General features: G+C 65.1%; 17 protein-coding genes and 1 pseudogene. 12 read left to right on the forward strand and 6 right to left on the reverse strand.

Going from position 1 to position 19,837, the window contains the following annotated elements:
* Nucleotides 1-5: 5 nt before the first annotated feature.
* The 4 genes and pseudogenes from OKW28_RS39935 (at nucleotide 6) to OKW28_RS39950 (ending at nucleotide 3,834) form a co-directional block, all read left to right on the forward strand.
* Nucleotides 6-1,272, forward strand: a pseudogene (locus OKW28_RS39935) (vWA domain-containing protein).
* The gene (locus OKW28_RS39940) at nucleotides 1,263-1,871 is read left to right on the forward strand and encodes a CoxG family protein (protein ID WP_429453601.1); all 609 of its coding nucleotides are present in this window, start codon (nucleotides 1,263-1,265) and stop codon (nucleotides 1,869-1,871) included. Before OKW28_RS39935 ends, OKW28_RS39940 begins: the two are co-directional and overlap by 10 nt.
* Complete coding sequence (locus OKW28_RS39945) at nucleotides 1,844-2,866, forward strand: XdhC family protein (RefSeq protein WP_429453603.1); 1,023 nt, start codon at nucleotides 1,844-1,846, stop codon at nucleotides 2,864-2,866. The genes OKW28_RS39940 and OKW28_RS39945 overlap by 28 nt, the downstream gene beginning before the upstream one ends.
* On the forward strand, nucleotides 2,854-3,834 hold the full coding sequence (locus OKW28_RS39950; protein WP_429453605.1) for a hypothetical protein: 981 nt from the start codon (nucleotides 2,854-2,856) through the stop codon (nucleotides 3,832-3,834). The genes OKW28_RS39945 and OKW28_RS39950 overlap by 13 nt, the downstream gene beginning before the upstream one ends.
* An 11-nt stretch (nucleotides 3,835-3,845) precedes the next feature.
* Here OKW28_RS39950 and OKW28_RS39955 read toward each other — a convergent pair whose 3' ends face one another.
* The 3 genes from OKW28_RS39955 to OKW28_RS39965 all read right to left on the reverse strand — a co-directional run bounded on the left by OKW28_RS39955 (nucleotide 3,846) and on the right by OKW28_RS39965 (nucleotide 5,713).
* Complete coding sequence (locus tag OKW28_RS39955) at nucleotides 3,846-4,892, reverse strand: serine/threonine protein kinase (RefSeq protein WP_429453607.1); 1,047 nt, start codon at nucleotides 4,890-4,892, stop codon at nucleotides 3,846-3,848.
* 209 nt (nucleotides 4,893-5,101) lie between these two features.
* A complete protein-coding gene (locus OKW28_RS39960) occupies nucleotides 5,102-5,314 on the reverse strand; it encodes a hypothetical protein (RefSeq protein WP_187628392.1) in 213 nt (70 codons plus the stop codon).
* 234 nt (nucleotides 5,315-5,548) lie between these two features.
* Complete coding sequence (locus OKW28_RS39965) at nucleotides 5,549-5,713, reverse strand: hypothetical protein (protein WP_429453609.1); 165 nt, start codon at nucleotides 5,711-5,713, stop codon at nucleotides 5,549-5,551.
* A gap of 20 nt (nucleotides 5,714-5,733) precedes the next feature.
* On the opposite strand from OKW28_RS39965, the gene OKW28_RS39970 reads away from it, so the two are divergent.
* From OKW28_RS39970 to OKW28_RS39990, 5 genes are all read left to right on the forward strand, one after another.
* On the forward strand, nucleotides 5,734-8,916 hold the full coding sequence (locus tag OKW28_RS39970; RefSeq protein ID WP_429453611.1) for an efflux RND transporter permease subunit: 3,183 nt from the start codon (nucleotides 5,734-5,736) through the stop codon (nucleotides 8,914-8,916).
* 103 nt (nucleotides 8,917-9,019) lie between these two features.
* Entirely contained in the window at nucleotides 9,020-10,330 is a 1,311-nt protein-coding gene (locus tag OKW28_RS39975; RefSeq protein ID WP_429453613.1) for an efflux RND transporter periplasmic adaptor subunit, read from the forward strand.
* 2 nt (nucleotides 10,331-10,332) lie between these two features.
* A complete protein-coding gene (locus OKW28_RS39980; RefSeq protein WP_429453615.1) occupies nucleotides 10,333-11,907 on the forward strand; it encodes an efflux transporter outer membrane subunit in 1,575 nt (524 codons plus the stop codon).
* 237 nt (nucleotides 11,908-12,144) lie between these two features.
* Complete coding sequence (locus OKW28_RS39985) at nucleotides 12,145-13,335, forward strand: MFS transporter (RefSeq protein WP_429453616.1); 1,191 nt, start codon at nucleotides 12,145-12,147, stop codon at nucleotides 13,333-13,335.
* A gap of 326 nt (nucleotides 13,336-13,661) precedes the next feature.
* A complete protein-coding gene (locus tag OKW28_RS39990) occupies nucleotides 13,662-13,844 on the forward strand; it encodes a hypothetical protein (RefSeq protein WP_184002864.1) in 183 nt (60 codons plus the stop codon).
* A gap of 100 nt (nucleotides 13,845-13,944) precedes the next feature.
* On the opposite strand, the gene mgrA is transcribed toward OKW28_RS39990, so the two are convergent.
* Nucleotides 13,945-14,988: an L-glyceraldehyde 3-phosphate reductase gene (gene mgrA, locus OKW28_RS39995; RefSeq protein WP_429453619.1), complete on the reverse strand. Its 1,044-nt coding sequence runs from the start codon at nucleotides 14,986-14,988 to the stop codon at nucleotides 13,945-13,947.
* Between the two features lie 228 nt (nucleotides 14,989-15,216).
* On the opposite strand from mgrA, the gene OKW28_RS40000 reads away from it, so the two are divergent.
* On the forward strand, nucleotides 15,217-15,423 hold the full coding sequence (locus tag OKW28_RS40000) for a DUF3185 family protein (protein ID WP_429453621.1): 207 nt from the start codon (nucleotides 15,217-15,219) through the stop codon (nucleotides 15,421-15,423).
* A 31-nt stretch (nucleotides 15,424-15,454) separates the two neighbouring features.
* Here the strand turns inward: OKW28_RS40000 and OKW28_RS40005 are convergent, their stop codons facing one another.
* A complete protein-coding gene (locus tag OKW28_RS40005) occupies nucleotides 15,455-16,216 on the reverse strand; it encodes a phytanoyl-CoA dioxygenase family protein (protein WP_429453623.1) in 762 nt (253 codons plus the stop codon).
* 569 nt (nucleotides 16,217-16,785) lie between these two features.
* On the opposite strand from OKW28_RS40005, the gene OKW28_RS40010 reads away from it, so the two are divergent.
* A complete protein-coding gene (locus OKW28_RS40010; RefSeq protein WP_429453625.1) occupies nucleotides 16,786-17,154 on the forward strand; it encodes a hypothetical protein in 369 nt (122 codons plus the stop codon).
* A gap of 236 nt (nucleotides 17,155-17,390) precedes the next feature.
* Here OKW28_RS40010 and metK read toward each other — a convergent pair whose 3' ends face one another.
* Nucleotides 17,391-18,581: a methionine adenosyltransferase gene (gene metK / locus OKW28_RS40015; RefSeq protein ID WP_429453627.1), complete on the reverse strand. Its 1,191-nt coding sequence runs from the start codon at nucleotides 18,579-18,581 to the stop codon at nucleotides 17,391-17,393.
* Nucleotides 18,582-18,866: 285 nt separating this feature from the next.
* Here metK and OKW28_RS40020 point away from each other — a divergent pair, with 285 nt between their 5' ends.
* Complete coding sequence (locus tag OKW28_RS40020; protein WP_429453629.1) at nucleotides 18,867-19,751, forward strand: lipid A biosynthesis lauroyl acyltransferase; 885 nt, start codon at nucleotides 18,867-18,869, stop codon at nucleotides 19,749-19,751.
* Nucleotides 19,752-19,837: the final 86 nt, after the last annotated feature.

Genomic DNA, 19,837 nt, shown 5'->3' on the forward strand with positions numbered 1-19,837 from the left:
TTGGCATGACGAACGGAACCGGCTCAGGCAGGCTCGACGACACGAACCAGCACACTGCGCCCACGCTCGCGCGCAACGTCGTTCATTTCGTGCGCGTGCTGCGCGGCGCCGGCTTGCCGATGTCGCCCGCACAAGCAGTCGACGCACTCGCCGCGTTGCAGTGGATCGACCTCGGCCGCCGCGACGACGTGCACGCCGCGCTTGCCGCGCTGCTCGTCACCGCGCCCGACGAACGCGAACTCTTCAATGCCGCGTTCGATCTGTTCTGGCGCGACCCCGATTGGGAAGGCAAGCTGCGCGCGCTGCTGCTGCCGAAAGTGCGCGACGGGCTGCCACCGCCTAAGCGCAACAACCGTCTCGCCGATGCGCTCGCGGTGCGCATGCCACCGTCGCCGCATCTGAATGCGCCGCAGGAAACCGAGCAGCACGAGTTGCATGCGCAGTTGACGTTCAGCGCGGAAGAGCGGCTGCGTCATCGCGATTTCGACACGCTGAACGCCGACGAATGGCGCACGCTGCGGCATCTGATTCGCGGGCCAGCGGCTGCCGCTCGCAACGGAGCCGACACGCCGCCTGAAGGCGGCGTCGCACGGCACGCATGCGGACCTGCGCGCGAGCGCGCGGCACGCGGTACGCGCGGGCGGCGACTGGACCGTGTGGAAGTATCGCGCGAGCGTCGAGCGCAAGCCGCCGCTCGTGCTGCTGCTGGACATTTCGGGCTCGATGAGCAACTACTCGCGCGCGGTGCTCTACTTTTGCCACGCGTTGTTGCAGTCGCGCGAACGTCTGCAGGTGTTTCTGTTCGGCACGCGGCTCACGAACGCGACGCGCGCATTGCGCGAACGCGATCCGGACGTCGCGATCGCGACGCTCAGCGATCAGGTGATCGACTGGTCGGGCGGCACGCGCATCGGCGCGGCGCTCGCCGAGTTCAACCGCCGCTGGGCGCGCCGTGTGCTCACAGGTCGTGCGACGGTGCTGCTCGTCACCGATGGTCTCGATCACGAAGCGCTCGACGTGCTCGATACCGAAATGGCGCGGCTCGCACGCTTCGCGCATCGCATCGTGTGGCTCAATCCGCTGCTGCGGTTCAGCGGCTTTACTCCGAAGGCGCGCGGCGTGCAGGCGATCCTGCCGTATGTCGACGCGCATCGTCCGGTTCATAATCTAGACAGTCTCGCAGCGTTCGGCCACGATCTCGCGCAACTGACGCGCGCGCCTCGCCACGCCGTCGCCGCGACGACATTCGCAGGAGCAACGTCATGGAATTGAGCGAAACTCATACGCTGCCGGTCGCGCAGCAGCAAACCTGGGACGCATTGAACGACACCGAGATTCTGCGCGCTTGCATCCCCGGCTGCGAAAGCATCGACCCGGACGGCGAAAACGCGTACCTGGTCACGCTGAGCGCGGCGGTCGGCCCGGTCAAGGCGCGCTTCAAGGGGCGCATGCAACTGACCGATATCGACGCGCCGAACACCTACACCATTGTGTTCGAAGGCCAGGGCGGCGCCGCGGGTTTTGCCAAGGGCAACGCGCACGTCTCGCTCGAAGCCGACGGCGATGCGGCGACGAAGCTCTCCTACACCGCCAATGCGCAGGTCGGCGGCAAGCTCGCGCAGATCGGCTCGCGGCTCGTCGACGGTGCGGCGCGCAAGATTGCGGGGGAGTTTTTCAAGCGCTTCGGCGCCCAGCTCTCGGGAGACAATAGCGCTGATGAAACAGCGGAAGGGGACGCCCCGGTGGACACCGAAGCCGAAGCCGCATCCGCCTCTGAGCAAACGGAATCGAACGAAGCCGCGGACGGCGAGTCCGGCGGCGAAGCAAAGAAAGGGAAGAAATCATGGACAGCGTGGATCTCGAAGTTCTGAAAACCAGCGCCCGCTGGCTGGCGGACGGACATCGCGCGCTCCTCGTGACGGTCGTGAAGACGTGGGGCTCGTCGCCGCGTCCGGAGGGCGCGATGCTCGCGGTGCGCGACGACGGTCTCGTGGTGGGCTCGGTGTCGGGCGGCTGCATCGAAGACGATCTGATCGATCGCGTGCGGCAACGGGGCATCGAGCAGACACATCCGGAGGCGGTGAAGTACGGCATCACGGCCGAGGAAGCGCATCGCTTCGGCCTGCCGTGCGGCGGCACGATCCAGCTCGTGCTCGAACCGTTGACGCGGCAAAGCGGCATCGCCGAGCTGTGTCACGCGGTCGAAAATGGCCGGCTCGTCGCGCGCGAACTCGACATGACGACGGGCGCGGTTCGGCTCGACGACGCGCAGGCGACCGACGGCGTGCATTTCGACGGTGAGCGTCTGTTGACGATCCACGGCCCGCGCTACCGGATGCTAGTGATCGGCGCCGGGCAGTTGTCTCGCTACCTGTGCCATATCGCGGTGGGGCTCGATTATCAGGTGACGGTCTGCGATCCGCGCGAGGAATACACCGAGGAATGGGACGTGCCGGGCACAAAGATCGTGCGCACGATGCCGGACGATACCGTGATCGACATGAAGCTCGACGAGCGCTGCGCGGTGATCGCGCTCACGCACGATCCGAAGCTCGACGATCTCGCGCTGATGGAAGCATTGAAGACGCCGGCGTTTTATGTCGGCGCGCTCGGCTCGCGCAGGAACAATCACGCGCGACGCGAGCGCCTGAAGGAGTTCGATCTGAACGAAGCCGAACTGGCCCGCTTGCATGGACCTGTCGGCATTTATATCGGCAGCAGGACGCCGCCCGAGATAGCGGTGTCGATTCTGGCGGAGGTGACGGCGGCGAAAAATGGCGTGTCGCTGCCGACGCTTTTGAAGGTCGAAGGCGCAAAGGCCGCGCGGGAGATTGCGGCGTCGGGTGGCGCCGCTTGCAGCGTGTAGCCCGTCGACATCGCGCAATTCCGCTCTACGGCGCGCTGCTCGACGCGCTCGGCGTGCGCAACGAGCCGGCGTTGATCAGCAGCGGCACGATCTACACGCTGCCGAGCGTCCCGGGCTACGGCGTCATCAATCATGCGATCACGTGGCTGCCCGATTTGCAGATGTACGCGGATTCGACCGCGTCGAACGTCGAATTCGGTTTTCTGCCTTCGTCCGACATGGACCGTCCTACCGTGCTGATCGGCGACGGCGTGCTCGCGCAAACGCCGGCCACCGCGCAGATGTCGCGCAGCACCGATCTCGCGATCAAGATCGAACCGGATGGCTCGGCGAGCTTCACGTATCGGCTGCAGGATGCCGGGCCGTACGCCGAGCAGGCCCGCGCGCGGCTGCGCACGCAAACGCCCGCGCAACGCGAGGAATCGATTCAGGCCGAGTTACGCGACGCGAATCTGCGCGGCACCGCGACGCTGACGACGAGCGACTTCAGCGCGGCCGACGGCCCTCTCACGCTGACGATGAAAGGCACGCTCGAGAGTCTCGTGGTGACCGGCATGACGGCCTCGATTCCGGCCTTGACGAGCCTCGGCGGCGGCGTCGAAGCCGACACGCGCTACTGGCTCGGCGAACGCACGCGCACGCAGCCGTTCGTGTGCCACAACCTCGCGATCCACGAACGCGCGCGCATCGAACTGCCGGCCAATTTTCGCGTGCTCGACATGCCGGAGGCGCAACGCACACAGGACCGCTTCGTCGATTTCTCGTCGCAGTACGCGTTCGACCCGCGCAGCAACGTGGTCACGATGACGCGTGACGGCGCCACCCATTTCGACAGCGACGTCTGCACGCCCGATGATTTCACGCGCATGCGTCCCGCGATCGAAGCGATTGGGCGGGACGTGCGCGCGGAGGTGATCGTCAGATCGACGTTGGTGGAGTCGTCGAATGTGGCGTCGCAGGCGCCTTGACCGTCAACACGTCAAACCGGCCACAACGGCCCTTCCTGCATCGCGCCGATCTGCTCGCGCATCTCGAGGATCCGATCTTCCCAGTAGCGCTGTGTGTTGAACCACGGAAACGCGGCCGGAAACGCCGGATCGTTCCAGCGGCGCGCGAGCCATGCCTGATAGTGAATCAGCCGCAACGTGCGCAGCGCTTCGATCAGATACAACTCACGCGGCTCGAATTCGCAGAAATCCTCGTAACCGGCGAGCAGATCGGCCAGCGCGCGCGACGCCTCCGCACGCTCGCCCGGCAGCAGCAGCCACAGATCCTGAATCGCGGGCCCCATGCGGCTGTCGTCGAAATCGACGAAATGCGGGCCCGCGTCGGTCCACAGCACGTTGCTCGGATGACAGTCGCCGTGCAGACGCAGCCTTCGAATCTCGCCAGCACGCTCGAACGCACGCGCGACGCCTTCGAGCGCGAGATTCACGACGGTTTCCCACGCGGTGCGCAGATCGTCGGGCACGAAACGGTGCGCGAGCAGGAAGTCGCGCGGCTCGTAGCCGAACGCGTCGATGTTTAGCGTGGGACGTTCTACGTAGTCCTGGGTCTGCCCGATCGCATGAATGCGTCCGATGAAACGCCCCAGCCATTCCAGCGTGTCGCGCCGGTCGAGATCCGGCGCGCGACCGCCGCGTCGCTCGAAGACCGAGAAGCGGAAGCCGTCGAAGCTGTGCAGCGTGCGGCCATCGAGCACGCGCGCGGGCACGGCTGGGATCTCGCGCGCGGCGAGTTCGGCGACGAACGCGTGCTCTTCGAGAATCCCCGCGTCGCTCCAGCGCTCGGGACGATAGAACTTCGCGACTACGGGCGGACCGTCTTCGACGCCGACCTGATACACGCGATTTTCGTAGCTGTTGAGCGGCAGCAGACGGCCGTCGGTACGCACGCCAGTCGTTGCGAGCACGCCGTCGATCGCGTCGAGCACGGTTTCCGGCGTGAGCCGCGCGAATGGCACGGCGCCATCGGCGCCGGCCTCGGGATAGGAATTGTCGGGAATGGTGTCGTTCATGCCCCGCATTGTGCGCCGCGCCGCGGGTAAAGACGAGGGCGACGACTCACAATGCGTGCGTGGCATCGCTAGAAATACGGGCTGATTTGGGACGCGCCGTGAATCGACGCGCGCATCGGCCCACGGCGATGCTGGCGAGCCGATCTCACCTTACAGCATCACTACAGCCCGCACGTGCGGGTCACACAACGGCAGTGAGCAACCGGTAAGCCTCTCGTTCAATGCGTCTGAACGCCGGCCGGACGTATCAGGTCGCCGGTATCGATCAGATCTTCCAGGAAAAAGGGTTCGGTATTGAGTTGCTGCGAGGCGCCGGGCTCGCCGGCGTACCACGCCACCATCGCCATGTCGCCAAGAATGCGCATGACGATTCCGCGCGCGCCTTGCGGCACGGCGATGTGTACCGATCGCACAATGGAACCGACTTCCATGATAATTCCCCGCTTCCCTTAGCCGGCTTTATGATTTCACGCCGGTCGAGGTGATGATAAAAACGCCGCTTCGCATTTGACGTTGCGTGCGCACTTAATCCGTCGCGCGCATGGCGCGTGAGAGCTTCGAGTCATTGTTCCCGCTTTGCGGGGCTTTGGGAAGGCGAATAGAAGGCTTTCACCAGTCGTTTCGCCCTATTCCCATTACGCTGCGCACGGCCGATGATCTCGGCGTCAGACGTCGTAATGCAGACCATCATAAACCCTGCGGGGGGAGACATCAAAAACGTGCACGGCCAGAACGATCTGCCAGATGCGGGCGCCGCGCAGCTTCGCACCTGCCTTCGCGCCGAGGTGCGCGCCTGCGTTTCCGATCCGCGCGGCGCGGTCGCCGCTCATTTCATCCGTCTGCGCTAGTCATGTGGATCGTTCGTCTCGCGCTACGGCGCCCCTATACGTTCGTCGTGCTGGCGCTGCTGTTGCTGATCGTCGGACCGTTGACCATTCTGCGCACGCCCACCGACATCTTTCCAAACATCGACATTCCGGTGCTCTCGGTCATCTGGTCGTATAACGGCCTGCCCGCCGACGAAATGGAGCGGCGCATTGCGCTGAACTACGAGCGCGGCTTGTCGGTGGCGGTCAACGATATCGAACACACGGAATCGACATCGCTGAACGGCATCACCGTCATCAAGATCTTTTTCCAGCCGGGCGCGAATATCGACGAAGCGCTCGCCGAGGTCACCGCGCTGTCGCAATCACAAGTGCGCTCGCTGCCGCCCGGCATCACGCCGCCGTTCATCCTGCGCTACAACGCGTCGACGGTGCCGATCTTGCGGCTCGCGTTGTCGTCCGCGTCGCTGACCGAGCAGGAACTCTACGACTTCGGCAATAACTTCCTGAAGACGCAACTCGCCACCGTGCCGGGCGCATCCGCGCCGCTGCCGTATGGCGGCAAGCAGCGGCAGATCATGGTCGACATCGATTCGCGCAAGCTGCAGGAGCGCAATCTGTCGCCGATCGACGTGGTCAACGCAGTCTCCGCGCAAAATCTGATCCTGCCCTCGGGTACCGCGAAAATCGGCTCGACCGAGTACTCGGTGGAAATGAACGGCAGCCCCGATTCCCTCGCGGGCCTGAACAACATTCCGATCCGCACCACGGCAAACGGCACCATCTATATCCGCGACGTCGCGCACGTGCGCGACGGCTACCAGCCACAGACCAACATCGTGCGCGTGAACGGCCAGCGCGCCGCACTGCTGACGATCAACAAAAGCGGCAACACGTCCACGCTCGATATCGTCGACCGCATCAAGACGATGATGCCGACGCTGCGCAATCTGGTGCCGCCGTCGCTGAATATCGATCCCGTCGCCGACCAATCGCTGTTCGTGCGTGCATCCGTGCAGGGCGTATTGCGTGAAGCGCTGATCGCCGCGTGCCTGACGGGCCTGATGATTCTGCTGTTCCTCGGCAACTGGCGCGCGACGCTGATCATCGCGGTATCGATTCCGTTGTCGATGATCACATCGATCATCGCGTTGTCCGCGCTCGGTCAGACGATCAACATCATGACGCTCGGCGGGCTCGCGCTCGCGGTCGGGATTCTCGTCGACGATGCGACCGTCGCGATCGAAAACATCAGCCATCAGCTCGAACAGGGCAAGACGCTAGAACAGGCGATTCTCGACGGCGCGCATCAGATCGCGATTCCGACGCTGGTGTCGACGCTGGCGATCTGTATCGTGTTCGTGCCGATGTTTCTGCTCACCGGTGTCGCGCACTATCTGTTCATTCCGCTTGCCGAAGCAGTGGTTTTCGCGATGCTCGCGTCGTACTTCTTCTCGCGTACGCTCGTGCCGACGCTCGCGAAGTATCTGCTGCGCTATCACCACAAGCCCGCGGATTTACATCACACACCGGTGCAAACGCGCAATCCGTTCATGCGCATGCACTACGCGTTCGAGCGCGGCTTCTCGCGTTTGCGCGAGCGCTACCGCGTATTTCTCGAAGCGCGAGTCGCGCGACCGGGACTGTTCGTCACGCTGTTTCTCGCGTGCTGTTGCGCGTCGCTGCTGTTGCTGCCGTTTATCGGCCGCGACTTTTTCCCCGCCGTCGATGCCGGCACGATCGCGCTGCATATGCGCGCGAAAACCGGCATGCGCGTCGAGGAAACCGCGGTGCTGACCGATCGTGTCGATGCGCGCATCCGTCAGCTGATTCCGGCCGGCGAACTGCATTCGATCATAGACAACATCGGTCTGCCGGTGTCGGGCATCAACCTTTCGTACAGCAACACGGGCACGATCGGCACATCCGACTCGGACATCCTGATCACGCTGAGCCCCGATCATCATTCGAGTGCCGGCTATGTGCGCAAATTGCGGCGCACGCTCAGCGACGAATTCCCCGGCGTGCAGTTCGCGTTTCTGCCTGCCGATATCGTCAGTCAGACGCTCAATTTCGGCATGCCGTCGCCGATCGATATCCAGATCGTCGGCCGTGAGGTTGCAGCCAATCGTGCGTTCGCCGCGAACCTGCTGAACCGTCTGCGCACGGTGCCGGGTCTCGCCGATGCGCGCATCCAGCAGCCCGCCGATCTGCCGCGGATCTTCATCGACGTCGATCGCACGCGCGCGCAGCAAGCGGGTTTTTCGCAGCGCGATATCGCGAGCAATCTGTTGATCACGCTGTCGGGCAGCCAACAGACCACGCCGACGTTCTGGCTCAATCCGCGCAATGGCGTCAGCTACAACGTGATCACGGAAGCGCCGCAATACACGATCGATTCGCTGCAATCGCTCGCGAACATTCCGCTCAGCGCCAACGGCCGCAGCAACATTCTCGGCTCGCTCGCGACGATGCGCCGCGAAGCCGGCAACGCGGTGCTGACGCACTACAACGCGCAGACCACGATCGACATCTACGGCACCGCCGACGGCCGCGATCTCGGCGGTGTGTCCGACGACATCCGCAAGATCATCGACGCATCGAAAACCGAGCTGCCGAAGAGCTCGACGATCGAACTGCGCGGCCAGGTGCAAACGATGAACGCGTCATTCTCGGGCCTGCTCGCCGGTCTGCTGTTCGCGGTGCTGCTCGTGTATCTGCTGATCGTCGTCAATTTCCAGTCGTGGCTCGATCCGTTCATCATCATCACGGCGCTGCCGGGTGCGCTCGCGGGCATCGCGTGGATGCTGTTCCTCACGCACACCACGCTGTCGATCCCTGCCCTCACCGGCGCGATCATGTGTATCGGCATCGCGACCGCGAACTCGATTCTGGTGATCAGCTTCGCGCGCGAACAGTTGCTGCTGCACGGCGATGCGACGCGCGCGGCGATCGAAGCGGGCTTCACACGTTTGCGCCCGGTGCTGATGACCGCGCTCGCAATGGTGATCGGCATGGTGCCGATGGCGATCGGGCTCGGCGAAGGCGGCGAGCAGAACGCGCCGCTCGGACGCGCGGTGATCGGCGGGCTCGCGCTCGGCACGCTGGCCACGTTGATCTTCGTACCGGTCGTGTTCTCGATGATCTATCGACGGCTTGCGGCACGGCATCAGCGCGCCGCGGAACATGTGGTGCAGAAACCATGAACCTCCAGCACGCGATGACCGCACAAGCCGGCACGCGCACCGTGCGATGCCACGGCATCAGAGGCAGCATCGACTGCCCATGCAATTTCGAAGGGGAAGTTTGATGGAAGCACAACGTCCCGGCGACTCAGGTTCAGGCTCTGGTTCCGGTGGCCACACCGCGCATGACCCGGCGAAAGCGCGCCGCGCGCGCCTGATCGTGATCGCCGCCGCCGTCGCCGTGCTCGCGCTCGCCGCGCAAGGCATCTGGTCGCGCCACGATGCGCATGCGGCGCTCGAACGCGATGCCGAGCACGCGAGCCAGATGAGCGTCGAAGTCGTGCAGCCGCAGAAGTCGTCGGCCGGACTCGATCTCGTGTTGCCCGGCAATGTGCAGGCCTTTCTCGACACGCCGATCTATGCGCGCACCAACGGCTATCTGAAGAAGTGGTACGCCGACATCGGCGCCCGCGTGAAGAGCGGCCAGCTTCTCGCGGAAATCGACACCCCCGAAGTCGACGACCAGTTGCGCGCCGCCCGCGCCGACCTCGCGAACGCCGAAGCGAACTACGCGCTCGCGAAGAGCACCGCCGATCGCTGGACAGATATGCTCAGCAGCAAGTCGGTGTCGAAGCAGGAGACCGACGAAAAGGTCGGCGACATGCTGGCGAAAAAAGCCACGCTCGACGCCGCGCGTTTCAACGTCGCGCGACTCGAGAAGACGCAGTCGTTCCAGAAGGTCTACGCGCCGTTCGACGGCACCGTGACCGCGCGCAACGTCGACGTCGGCGCGCTGATCGACGCGGGCAGCTCGGGCGGTCCCGCGAAGGAGCTGTTTCATGTCGCCCAGGCGGACCGGCTGCGCGTCTACGTGAACGTGCCGCAGGCATACGCGCAGCAGGTTCGCGCGCAGCAGAGCGCGTTTCTGACGCTGACCGAGACGCCGTCGCGGCACTACCCGGGCACGGTCGCGCGCACCGCCGGCGCGGTCGATCCGCAGCAGCGCACGATGCTCGTCGAAGTCGACGTCGACAATCGCAGCGGCGAGCTGTTGCCGGGCGCGTACGCGCAGGTGCATTTCGCGCTCGGCGCGGGCACGGCGCCGTTCACGCTGCCGGGCAACGCATTGCTGTTCCGCCCCGACGGCGTCAAGGTCGCGACCGTCGATCCGCAGCACAAGGTGAAGCTGCTGCCGGTATCGCTCGGCACGGACTTCGGCACGCGCGTCGCGATCGTGTCGGGTTTGCAGGGCAATGAGCAGGTGATTCTGAATCCGCAGGATTCGATCGTCGATGGCGCGCCGGTGCGGATCGTGCCGCGCAAGGCGGAAAGCGGTGCGGCTTCGGAGGGCGCGGCTGGGGCGGCGGGTGCGACCGGCGCGGCGGCCAGCTCGCCGGCGGCGCAAGGCGGCGCGCGGCCGGCCGCGAGGACGTGATCATGAAGAGGTCGGTTTGGCGGCGCGTGGTTGCGTCATTGGCTGGGTTCGCGGCTGGGTCGGCGAGCGTTTCCGTTCGCGCCTCGGCAGTTGCGCTGAGCCTCGCCGGCGCGCTCGGCGCCTGCACCGTCGGCCCCGACTACGTGAAGCCCGCCGCCGTCACGCCCGCGACCTGGCGCGAACTCGAGGGCACCGGCTGGAAGCCAGCGCAACCGGCCGACACGCTCACGCGCGGCGCGTGGTGGCGCATCTACGGCGACGCATCGCTCGATGCGCTCGAACCGCAGGTCGCGAGCGCGAACCAGGACGTGCAGGCCGCCGAAGCGCGCTTTCGCGCGGCGCGCGCAACCGTCGCGCAATATCGCTCGCAATTCTTCCCGGCGGTCACCGCGGGCGTCCAGTATTCGCGCACGCGGACCTCGGAGAACGTGCTGCATAAATCGACCGCCGGTCTCACGCTGAACGACTATCTGGTGCAGGCCGACGCGTCGTGGGAGCCGGATCTGTGGGGCCGCGTGTCGCGCAGCGCCGAAGGCGCCAAGGCCGGCGCGCAGGCGAGCGCCGCCGACGTCGACGCCGCGCTGCTGTCGATGCAGGCCGAGCTCGCCACCGATTATTTCGAGCTGCGCGGACTCGATCAGGAGCGTCAACTGCTCGACGACACGATCAAGGCCTACCAGCAGGCGCTCGAACTGACGCAGCATCGGTACGCCGGCGGCATCGCGACCGATGCCGATGTCGCGCAGGCACAAGCACAGCTAAAGACGACCCAGGCGCAAGCGCTCGACCTCGGCGTGCAGCGCGCGCAGCTCGAACATGCGATCGCGATCCTGATCGGCCAGCCGCCTTCGACTTTCACTTTGCCGGTCGCGCCGCTCGTCGCGATGCCGGTGGTCGCGGCGACCGGCGTGCCGTCCGGATTGCTCGAACGGCGTCCCGATATCGCGGCGGCGGAGCGGCACGTCGCCGCAATGAACGCGCAGATCGGCGTGGCCACCGCGGCGTTTTTCCCCAACCTCGTGCTGGCCGTGACGGGCGGGCTCGAAGCGACCAATTACAGCCAGTGGCTGCTCGCGCCGAGCCGGCTGTGGTCGCTCGGGCCGACGCTCGCGGGAACGCTGCTCGACTTCGGCGGCCGCGCGGCGGTCAAGGAGCAGGCGCGCGCGCATTACGACGAAAGCGTCGCGCAATATCGGCAGACGGTGCTGAGCGCGTTCGGCCAGGTCGAGGACAATCTCGCCGCGCTGCGCGTGCTCGAACAGGAAGCCGCCGTGCAGGACGACGCGGTCGCAGCCGCGCGGCGCGCGCTCGCGGTCGTGTCTGACCGCTACCGGAACGGCGCGATCACCTATCTCGACGTGGTCGTCGCGCAGACGACCGCGCTGACCAACGAGCGCAACGCGGTCGCGATCGCGCGCCGCCGGATGGCCGCGAGCGTCGCGCTGGTGAAGGCGCTCGGCGGCGGCTGGGATACGTCGATACTGCCGGGCGACGACGCGCTCGTGCATCCGTCGACGGCGACTTCGGGGGCGACGCGGGCGCCGGCGCCGGGCAGTGAAGCCGGGGCGCATGGCTAGCGCCGGGAGATAGGTGGGCGACGTGCTGCGGATGGAGCGCTGCGGGCGCACCATTGGCGCGCCGCGTTGCCCGCGACGCCGGCTTGAAACGCTTTTTCAGCGTATCCTTAACACTTTTGCGCGTTTCCGTGTGACCCAAGGAGTTTTGTTGTGACCCTGCCGCCGCAATCCCAGCGGACTGCATCTGCCGTTCCCTCCCGCGGCGCAGCTTCAGCTGCTTGCGCAAGCACCACCACCGTGTCGGACATCCCTTATCTCGAACGCGGCTCGCGCGCGTACTGGCGTGCCAGCCTCGCGCTGCTGTTCGCCGGCTACGCGACGTTCTCGTTGCTCTACTGCGTGCAGCCGCTGCTGCCGTCGTTCTCCGCAGCGTTCAACGTGACGCCAGCGCAAAGCAGTCTGTCGTTGTCACTATCCACTGCTGCGCTCGCGCTCGCGATCTTCGTCGCCGGTTTCGTCTCCGAGGGCTGGAGCCGGCACAAGCTGATGACGCTGTCGCTGACGGTGTCGTCGGTGCTGACGATTGGCGTATCGGTCGCGCCGCACTGGCAGCAGCTGCTCGTGCTGCGGACGCTCGAAGGGCTCGCGCTCGGCGGCGTGCCGGCGGTCGCGATGGCTTATCTCGCCGAGGAAGTGCATCCCGACGGCCTCGGCCTCGCGATGGGCCTGTACGTCGGCGGCACGGCGATCGGCGGCATGGCCGGGCGGGTCATCACCGGCGTGGTCGCGGATCTGTTTTCGTGGCGCATCGCGATCGGCACGATCGGCGTGCTCGGCCTGCTGTCGATGCTCGCGTTCCGCGCGCTGCTGCCACCGTCGCGCCATTTCGTGCCGCGCCGCGGGCTCGGCTTCGCGCATCACCGCACGCTGCTGTTGCGCCAGTTCACGCGACCGGGTCTGCCGCTGCTGTTCCTGCTCGGCTTCGTGCTGATGGGCAGCTTCGTCACGCTGTACAACTACATCGGCTACCGGCTGCTCGCGCCGCCGTATCGGTTGAATCAGACGGAGATCGGCGCGATTTTCATCGTCTATCTGGTTGGCGTGGTCGCGTCGCCATGGTCCGGGCGCATGGCCGACACGTTCGGCCGCGCGCGCGTGCTGACCGGGAGCCTGCTGCTGATGGTGCTCGGCCTCGCGCTGACGATGCTGCATCCGCTCGCGGCGATCGCGACCGGTATCGCCTGCGTGACGTTCGGGTTCTTTGCCGGGCATTCGGTCGCGAGCGGTTGGGTCGGGCGTCTGGCGAAAGACGCGAAAGGCCAGGCCGCTGCGCTGTATCTGCTCGCGTACTACATCGGCTCGAGCCTGGTCGGTTCGTATGGCGGCCATGTGTGGGCCGGTCATGGCTGGAACGGTGTCGTCGGGCTAGTCGGTGCGCTGCTCGTGATCGGCTTGATCGCGGCGAGCCGCCTGCGCGGGCGCGAATAGCCCGGCGCATCGGTCGCGTTGCGCGGTGCAGGCACCGCGAGCCGGCCGCAATCAGCCAACCCGCATGGATCGGCGGCAAAACGAAAGGCTTGCGTAAGCGAACGTTTGCTATTTTGCGCCGCGTTTTGTTGCGGCGCGCCAATCGCCGCAGGCCGCGCCGCGCCTGGGTTCAGCAGCTTACGAATAAGCGCCGACGCGCCAGCCTGCGCCGTCGCGCCGCTCCATCGGTCTCCTATACTCGATTCGTGCAATGGCGCTGCATGATTTCGAAGCCGCGGCCTCTGCTGGAACGACACAGCAACCATCCCGCATGGGAGGAGACGAAGATGACCTACTTTACGATCGCCGATTTCATCCTGGTCATTCCGATGGCATTGGCGGGCGCGCTATTCGTCGGCGCGCTGCCCTGCAAGACCGAATTGCGACACAACGGGCTGCGTGTGCTGGGCGCGCTGATCGGTGTGATGTGCGCGGTGGCGCTGGTCGAGGGTCTGCCGGCGCTCGTGTAGCAGCGCGGCGAAGTATCTGCAGAAAAGCCGCACGCTGAGCGTGCGGCTTTGTTTTGCCCTTGCGTCCGTCCGCCTGTTGCGCGGACGGCTCCTCACGCGATCAGATCGCCTGATCCGTCGACGGCTTTTCCCACAGATTGATCCCGCCTTCGGTCGCATAGCGATCGATTGCGGCGAGTTCGTCGGCCGAGAAGGCGAGGTTCTTCAGCGCGCCGACGTTCTCGCGCACCTGCTCCGCGCGGCTCGCGCCGATCAGCACCGAGGTCACGCGTGGATCGCGCAACGCCCACGCGAGCGCCATCTGCGCGAGGCTCTGACCACGGCGCTGCGCGATGTCGTTGAGCTTCCGCACGTGCTCGATGTTCTGCGGACTCAGATGCTCGTCTTTCAGCGAACCGCCGCCCGGCTTGTTGACGCGCGCATCGGCCGGCACGCCGTTCAGGTACTTGCCGGTCAACAATCCCTGCGCGAGCGGCGTGAACGCGATCGTGCCCGCGCCGACTTCATCGAGCGTATCGAGCAGGTCGTGTTCGATCCAGCGGTTCAGCATGTTGTACGACGGCTGATGGATCAGCAGCGGCACCTTGTATTCGGCGAGCAGCTTCGCCATTTCGCGCGTCTTCGCCGACGAGTACGACGAGATGCCGATGTACAGCGCCTTGCCCTGCTGCACCGCGCTCGCGAGCGCGCCCGCGGTTTCCTCGAGCGGCGTATGCGCGTCGAAGCGATGCGAATAGAAGATGTCGACGTAATCGAGACCCATGCGCCTCAGGCTCTGATCGAGACTCGCGAGCACATATTTGCGCGAGCCGCCGCCCTGGCCGTACGGACCGGGCCACATATCCCAACCGGCCTTCGACGAAATCAGCAACTCGTCGCGATACGGTTTGAAATCGTCCTTGAACAGACGGCCGAAGTTGGTTTCCGCGCTGCCGTACGGCGGCCCGTAGTTGTTCGCCAGATCGAAGTGCGTGATGCCGAGGTCGAAGGCCGTGCGCAGGATGTCACGCTGCGTCGAGATCGGCGTGGTGTCGCCGAAGTTGTGCCACAGGCCGAGCGACAGCGCCGGCAGTTTGAGACCCGACTTGCCGCAGACGCGGTATTGCATGTCCGAATAGCGTTCTGAAGCTGCTTCGTAAGCCATTGCTAGTGTCCTTGTCGATGAGATCGCCCGAGGATGGCGGGCGTGAGGATTCGCGCGTTGCGGGAGGCGTGCTGCTGGCGAGATTTGTTGTTGTGGTGTCGCCGCGGTGCGGCGAGACCGCTATGTTAGCCAATCGACGCGGCGCTTGCAGCGCAACCAGTATGCGGGATGGACGAGCACGCACGGCTCACCTACACTCTGGCCGGTTCAGGTTGATGGGAGGTGCAGATGACGAAAGCGATTTCGATCGCGCTGATTGTCGGCGGTATCGTGCTGCTGTATTTCGGCGGGCAGGCATTCAATTCGGTGAGCAGCGACATGTCGCGCTTCTTTACCGGCTCGCCGAGCAACAAGGCGATCGTGCTGATCGTCGCGGGCGTGGTGGCGACGCTCGCCGGGCTGACGGGAATCGCGATGTCGGGGCGCAAGCGCTGAGCGTCGGCGCGAGGCCCGCGACCAAAATAATCTAGAACGCGATCTCGGGCTTCGCGGCCGAGCGCGTGCCGGGCAGCGGCACATTGCTTGCGCCGTGATAGGTGAACACCAGCGAGAACTTCACCTCATCGCTGAGATTCTTGCCGGCCGAGTGCAGCGTGTTGCAGTGAAAGAACACCACGTCGCCAGTCTTCAACTCGGGCGACACCGCCGTGCGGATCGCGGCCTCGTTCTCGGCGAGATCCGTGCGGAAAAACTTCGCTTCGTCGAAACGGTCCGATGTGAACGCGGCGCCGTGCGATTGCGGCACGAACCACAGCGCGCCGTTATCGACGGTTTCCGGGCCGACCGCGAGCCACACCGACATCAGATCGTCGCGCTCGAACGACCAGTAGCGCGCGTCGCGATGCCAGCCGGTCAGGCTGCCGTACGCGGGGTGCTTGGTCATCATGCAGTTGTGATGCGCGCGCGACAGACGCGGTTCCTCGCCAAAATACAGCTCCATCCAGCCACGGATTTCGGGCGCGGTCGCCCATTGCGCGAACGCGGGGTGACGACCGTACGCGTCGAGCAGGCGCCGCACCGTATGTCCGCCTGGAGCATCCTTCGATGACGGCGCGCCCGGATACTGCAAATCCGCTTCGAATTCGATCGGCGCCGCCGCTTCCTGCAGTTGCCGCTGCGCGATCCGCTTCAGCTCGTCGCAACGCTCGGGCGACACGAGTCCTGGCACGACGACAAAACCCTGCTCCCGCAACGTTTGAATCTGTTCTTTCTTCGAATGGAGTGACATGGCGTTCCGTTACTGTCGACTAGCTGATGTTCGATTGTAAAACGGGCGCGATCGGGGTGCGTTGGTTCACCGCGAGAGGCTCCTGCGTCCTGCTGATCTTTTGCGCCGGTCGCCTTCGCTTTTCGCGGCGCGCCAATGCACCGGTTTCAGGCGCGCGGCGCCCGCACCGCACATTAGCTGGGCAAACGCGCACGCAAATCGCCCGTAAGCGGTGACAGCAGACTGGCATCCGCGACGATTCGATCCGCGGAGAAATCCGGTCTCGCAGGGTAATAACCGACTTTCTGACGTCATGATTCCCGTGTAGCCTGCTCGCATGTCGCTCGTCGCTCACGCAGTTTTCTGTTGTGCGCAGGCCGTCAGGGCCCGTGCCGTTGGTTTCTCCGCGTTGTACCATCGCTGCGCTGTGCGCCCTGTTTCGCGTCGCAATCTCCCGCGCCACGACCCGCACCGAATCTCCGGCTTTCAGGCCGTTCATCGCTACCCCGTCATTGGCACATATGGTGCTGTTTGTCCGTGCACATCCGGTGCACGCGCCGACGTGCGGTTCATTGCCTAAATGTGAAGCCATGCATACTCTTTTGAGCACCCGTCTTACCCGCGCCGCGCTGAAAGCGGCGCGTCCCGCGCGCCGCCATATGATGCGGGCGCTGCGCCATCATGCCGCGCGCACCCGCGCGCTCGGCGAGCAGTGGCGCGACGCGAAGGCCGTCGACGGCTTTCGGACCTGGTTCCATACGTTCTTCTCGGCGCTACGCCAGCAGAGCGGCACGCGCCGTCTGTCGCTGCGCACGCTGCTGCGCAAACCGACACCGTTGCGCCTCGCGGTCGCGAAACGCGCGCCGGCGGTGCGCACGCCTGCGAGCCGCCGACCGCGTCGCCTGTCGACGAGCAGCGGCGGGTGGTTCGCGTTTGCGTTTGCGTTTGCGAGCCGGTGAGATTGCTGGGCCGGTGAGTTGCAGTTGCGCGTTGAGTGGCTAGACCGCTGATCTGCCGACCGGCTGGCCGTTCACCGCCGGGCTGACTTCGAGCACCGCAAGACTTCGAGCCGAGCGCGCCGCCTCGACGACGTGCTTCGCGCGGCGGCATCGCTACGCCATCGATAGACAAAGAAAAACCCCGCCGGCTCACGCCGGCGGGGTTTGTTTGCTTTCAAGCGGCGATCGGCTCGCCCTTATTCGGCAAGCGCCGCGACCGGCTCAGTGCCTGCCGCTTCAGCGAGTGCGAGCGCCTTGTCGGTGGCTTCCCACGTGAATTCCGGCTCTTCGCGGCCGAAATGACCATACGCCGCGCTCTTCTCGTAGACCGGGCGCAGCAGGTCGAGCATCTGGATGATGCCCTTCGGACGCAGGTCGAAATGCTGACACACGAGTTCCGTGATCGTCGCATCCGACACGCGGCCGGTGCCGAACGTGTTGACCATCACCGAGGTCGGTTGGGCGACGCCGATCGCGTACGACACCTGGATCAGGCAGCGCGACGCGAGGCCCGCGGCCACGATGTTCTTGGCGACGTAACGACCGGCGTACGCTGCCGAGCGGTCCACCTTCGACGGATCCTTGCCCGAGAATGCGCCGCCGCCGTGCGGCGCCGCGCCGCCGTACGTATCGACGATGATCTTGCGGCCCGTCAGACCGCAATCGCCCTGCGGACCGCCGATCACGAAACGACCGGTCGGGTTCACGAGGAACTTGATGTCACCCTTGATCAGCTCGGCCGGCAGCGTCGGCTTGATCACTTCCTCGATCACCGCTTCGCGCAGCGTGTCGAGCTCGATGTCCGGCGAATGCTGGGTGGACAGTACGACGGTGTCGATCGAATGCGGCTTGCCGTCTGCGTAGCGCACGGTGACCTGCGACTTCGCATCCGGACGCAGCCAGGGCAGACGGCCGTCGCGGCGCAGATTCGCCTGACGCTCGACGAGGCGGTGCGACAGGTGGATCGGCAGTGGCATCAGTTCCGGCGTTTCCTCGCACGCGTAACCGAACATCAGGCCCTGGTCGCCCGCGCCTTGATCGAGGTTGTTGTCGTGCGCGCGGTCCACGCCCTGGGCGATGTCCGGCGACTGCTTGTCGTAGGCGACGAGCACCGCGCAGCCGCGGTAGTCGATGCCGTAGTCGGTGTTGTCGTAGCCGATGCGCTTGATCGTGTTGCGCGCGATCTGGATGTAGTCGACGTTCGCGGTGGTGGTGATTTCACCGGCCAGCACGACGAGACCCGTGTTGCACAGCGTTTCGGCCGCGACACGCGAGTACTTGTCTTGAGCGAGGATGGCGTCGAGGATCGCGTCCGAGATCTGGTCCGCGACTTTGTCGGGATGGCCTTCGGAAACGGATTCGGAAGTGAAGAGATAGTCGTTTGCCACGTTGCAGACTCCTGTTAGTGGTTACAGTTGCGTTCCACGTAGCCGACTTCGGGAGTCTGAAGCGGCGACGCTTTAGCGGATTACCTGACCGATGGACGCAAAACCCATGGAAACCCATGGACCGCACCCGCCGGCTTCGCCCCGCAAGTTGTCTATTAACTCGGCGAAGCCCTTATTATAGCGACTTCCTTTGAATGTCACAGAGTCGAAACGAGTGCGGTATCACGTTAATTTTTCCGCTTTCCACAATTTCGCCCCCTGCGGCGCCGCGCGCCTGGAGGCTGCATGCTGAGCCGCTACGGCGCGAAGCTCGCGATCGGGCTGCTCAAACTCTTTGCGCTGTTGCCTTACGGATTCGTCGCCCGTCTCGGTGACGGGATCGGCTGGCTGCTCTACCAGATCCCGAGCCGTCGCAAGCGCATCGTTCATACCAATCTGAAGCTGTGCTTCCCCGACTGGAGCGACGAGCGCCGCGAGGACGTCGCGCAAAAGCACTTCCGCCATGCGATCCGCAGCTATCTCGAGCGCAGCGTGCAGTGGTTCGGCTCGGCGAAGAAGCTCGAAAAGCTGATCCAGCTCGACAGCGCGATCGACCTGACGGACCCGAACCTGCCGCCCACATTGTTTCTCGGCTTTCATTTTGTCGGCATCGAGGCCGGTTCGATCTTTCTGAACTACTCGCTGAAGCGCCAGTGCGGCTCCCTCTATCAGCCAATGTCGAATCAGGAGTTCGAGGAAGCCGCGAAAGCAGCGCGCGCGCGTTTCGGCGCGGACATGGCGAGCCGCGCGGACAGCGCGCGCGTCGTGCTGCGCTGGCTGCGCGAACGCAAACCAGTGATGCTCGGCGCGGACATGGACTACGGCGCGCGCAATTCGACGTTCGTGTCGTTCTTCGGCGTGCCGACCTGCACGCTGACCGCAGTCGGCCGTCTCGCCAAGGTCGGGCACGCGCAGGTCGTACCGTTCATCGGCGAGGTGCTGCCGAACTACAAGGGCTACCGGCTCAAGGTCTTCAAACCTTGGGACGACTATCCGACCGGCGACGATGACGCTGATGCGCGACGCATGAACGAGTTTCTCGAAGAGCAGATTCCGCTGATGCCCGAGCAGTATTACTGGGTGCACAAGCGGTTCAAGACACGCCCGCCGGGAGTGCCGGGGGTGTATTGAAGGTGGGCTGGGCTCCTTGCCTGTCGTACCGTTTCCGATGTGCCAACGTGTATCATCTGCTATTGGCCGAGCATGGCTCCAATGGG

It is taken from the genome of Paraburkholderia sp. 40 (assembly GCF_050434105.1).
Taxonomy (GTDB): Bacteria; Pseudomonadota; Gammaproteobacteria; order Burkholderiales; family Burkholderiaceae; genus Paraburkholderia; species Paraburkholderia tuberum.

Excerpts from the sequence above, each read along its gene's own strand:
- OKW28_RS39940 (WP_429453601.1), top strand. The coding sequence starts at position 1,263 with ATGGAATTGAGCGAAACTCATACGCTGCCGGTCGCGCAGCAGCAAACC.
- OKW28_RS39945 (WP_429453603.1), top strand. The coding sequence starts at position 1,844 with ATGGACAGCGTGGATCTCGAAGTTCTGAAAACCAGCGCCCGCTGGCTG.
- OKW28_RS39955 (WP_429453607.1), bottom strand. The coding sequence starts at position 4,892 with ATGCGGGGCATGAACGACACCATTCCCGACAATTCCTATCCCGAGGCC.
- OKW28_RS39960 (WP_187628392.1), bottom strand. The coding sequence starts at position 5,314 with ATGGAAGTCGGTTCCATTGTGCGATCGGTACACATCGCCGTGCCGCAA.
- OKW28_RS39965 (WP_429453609.1), bottom strand. The coding sequence starts at position 5,713 with ATGAGCGGCGACCGCGCCGCGCGGATCGGAAACGCAGGCGCGCACCTC.
- OKW28_RS39970 (WP_429453611.1), top strand. The coding sequence starts at position 5,734 with ATGTGGATCGTTCGTCTCGCGCTACGGCGCCCCTATACGTTCGTCGTG.
- OKW28_RS39975 (WP_429453613.1), top strand. The coding sequence starts at position 9,020 with ATGGAAGCACAACGTCCCGGCGACTCAGGTTCAGGCTCTGGTTCCGGT.
- OKW28_RS39980 (WP_429453615.1), top strand. The coding sequence starts at position 10,333 with ATGAAGAGGTCGGTTTGGCGGCGCGTGGTTGCGTCATTGGCTGGGTTC.
- OKW28_RS39990 (WP_184002864.1), top strand. The coding sequence starts at position 13,662 with ATGACCTACTTTACGATCGCCGATTTCATCCTGGTCATTCCGATGGCA.
- mgrA (WP_429453619.1), bottom strand. The coding sequence starts at position 14,988 with ATGGCTTACGAAGCAGCTTCAGAACGCTATTCGGACATGCAATACCGC.
- OKW28_RS40000 (WP_429453621.1), top strand. The coding sequence starts at position 15,217 with ATGACGAAAGCGATTTCGATCGCGCTGATTGTCGGCGGTATCGTGCTG.
- OKW28_RS40005 (WP_429453623.1), bottom strand. The coding sequence starts at position 16,216 with ATGTCACTCCATTCGAAGAAAGAACAGATTCAAACGTTGCGGGAGCAG.
- OKW28_RS40010 (WP_429453625.1), top strand. The coding sequence starts at position 16,786 with ATGCATACTCTTTTGAGCACCCGTCTTACCCGCGCCGCGCTGAAAGCG.
- OKW28_RS40020 (WP_429453629.1), top strand. The coding sequence starts at position 18,867 with ATGCTGAGCCGCTACGGCGCGAAGCTCGCGATCGGGCTGCTCAAACTC.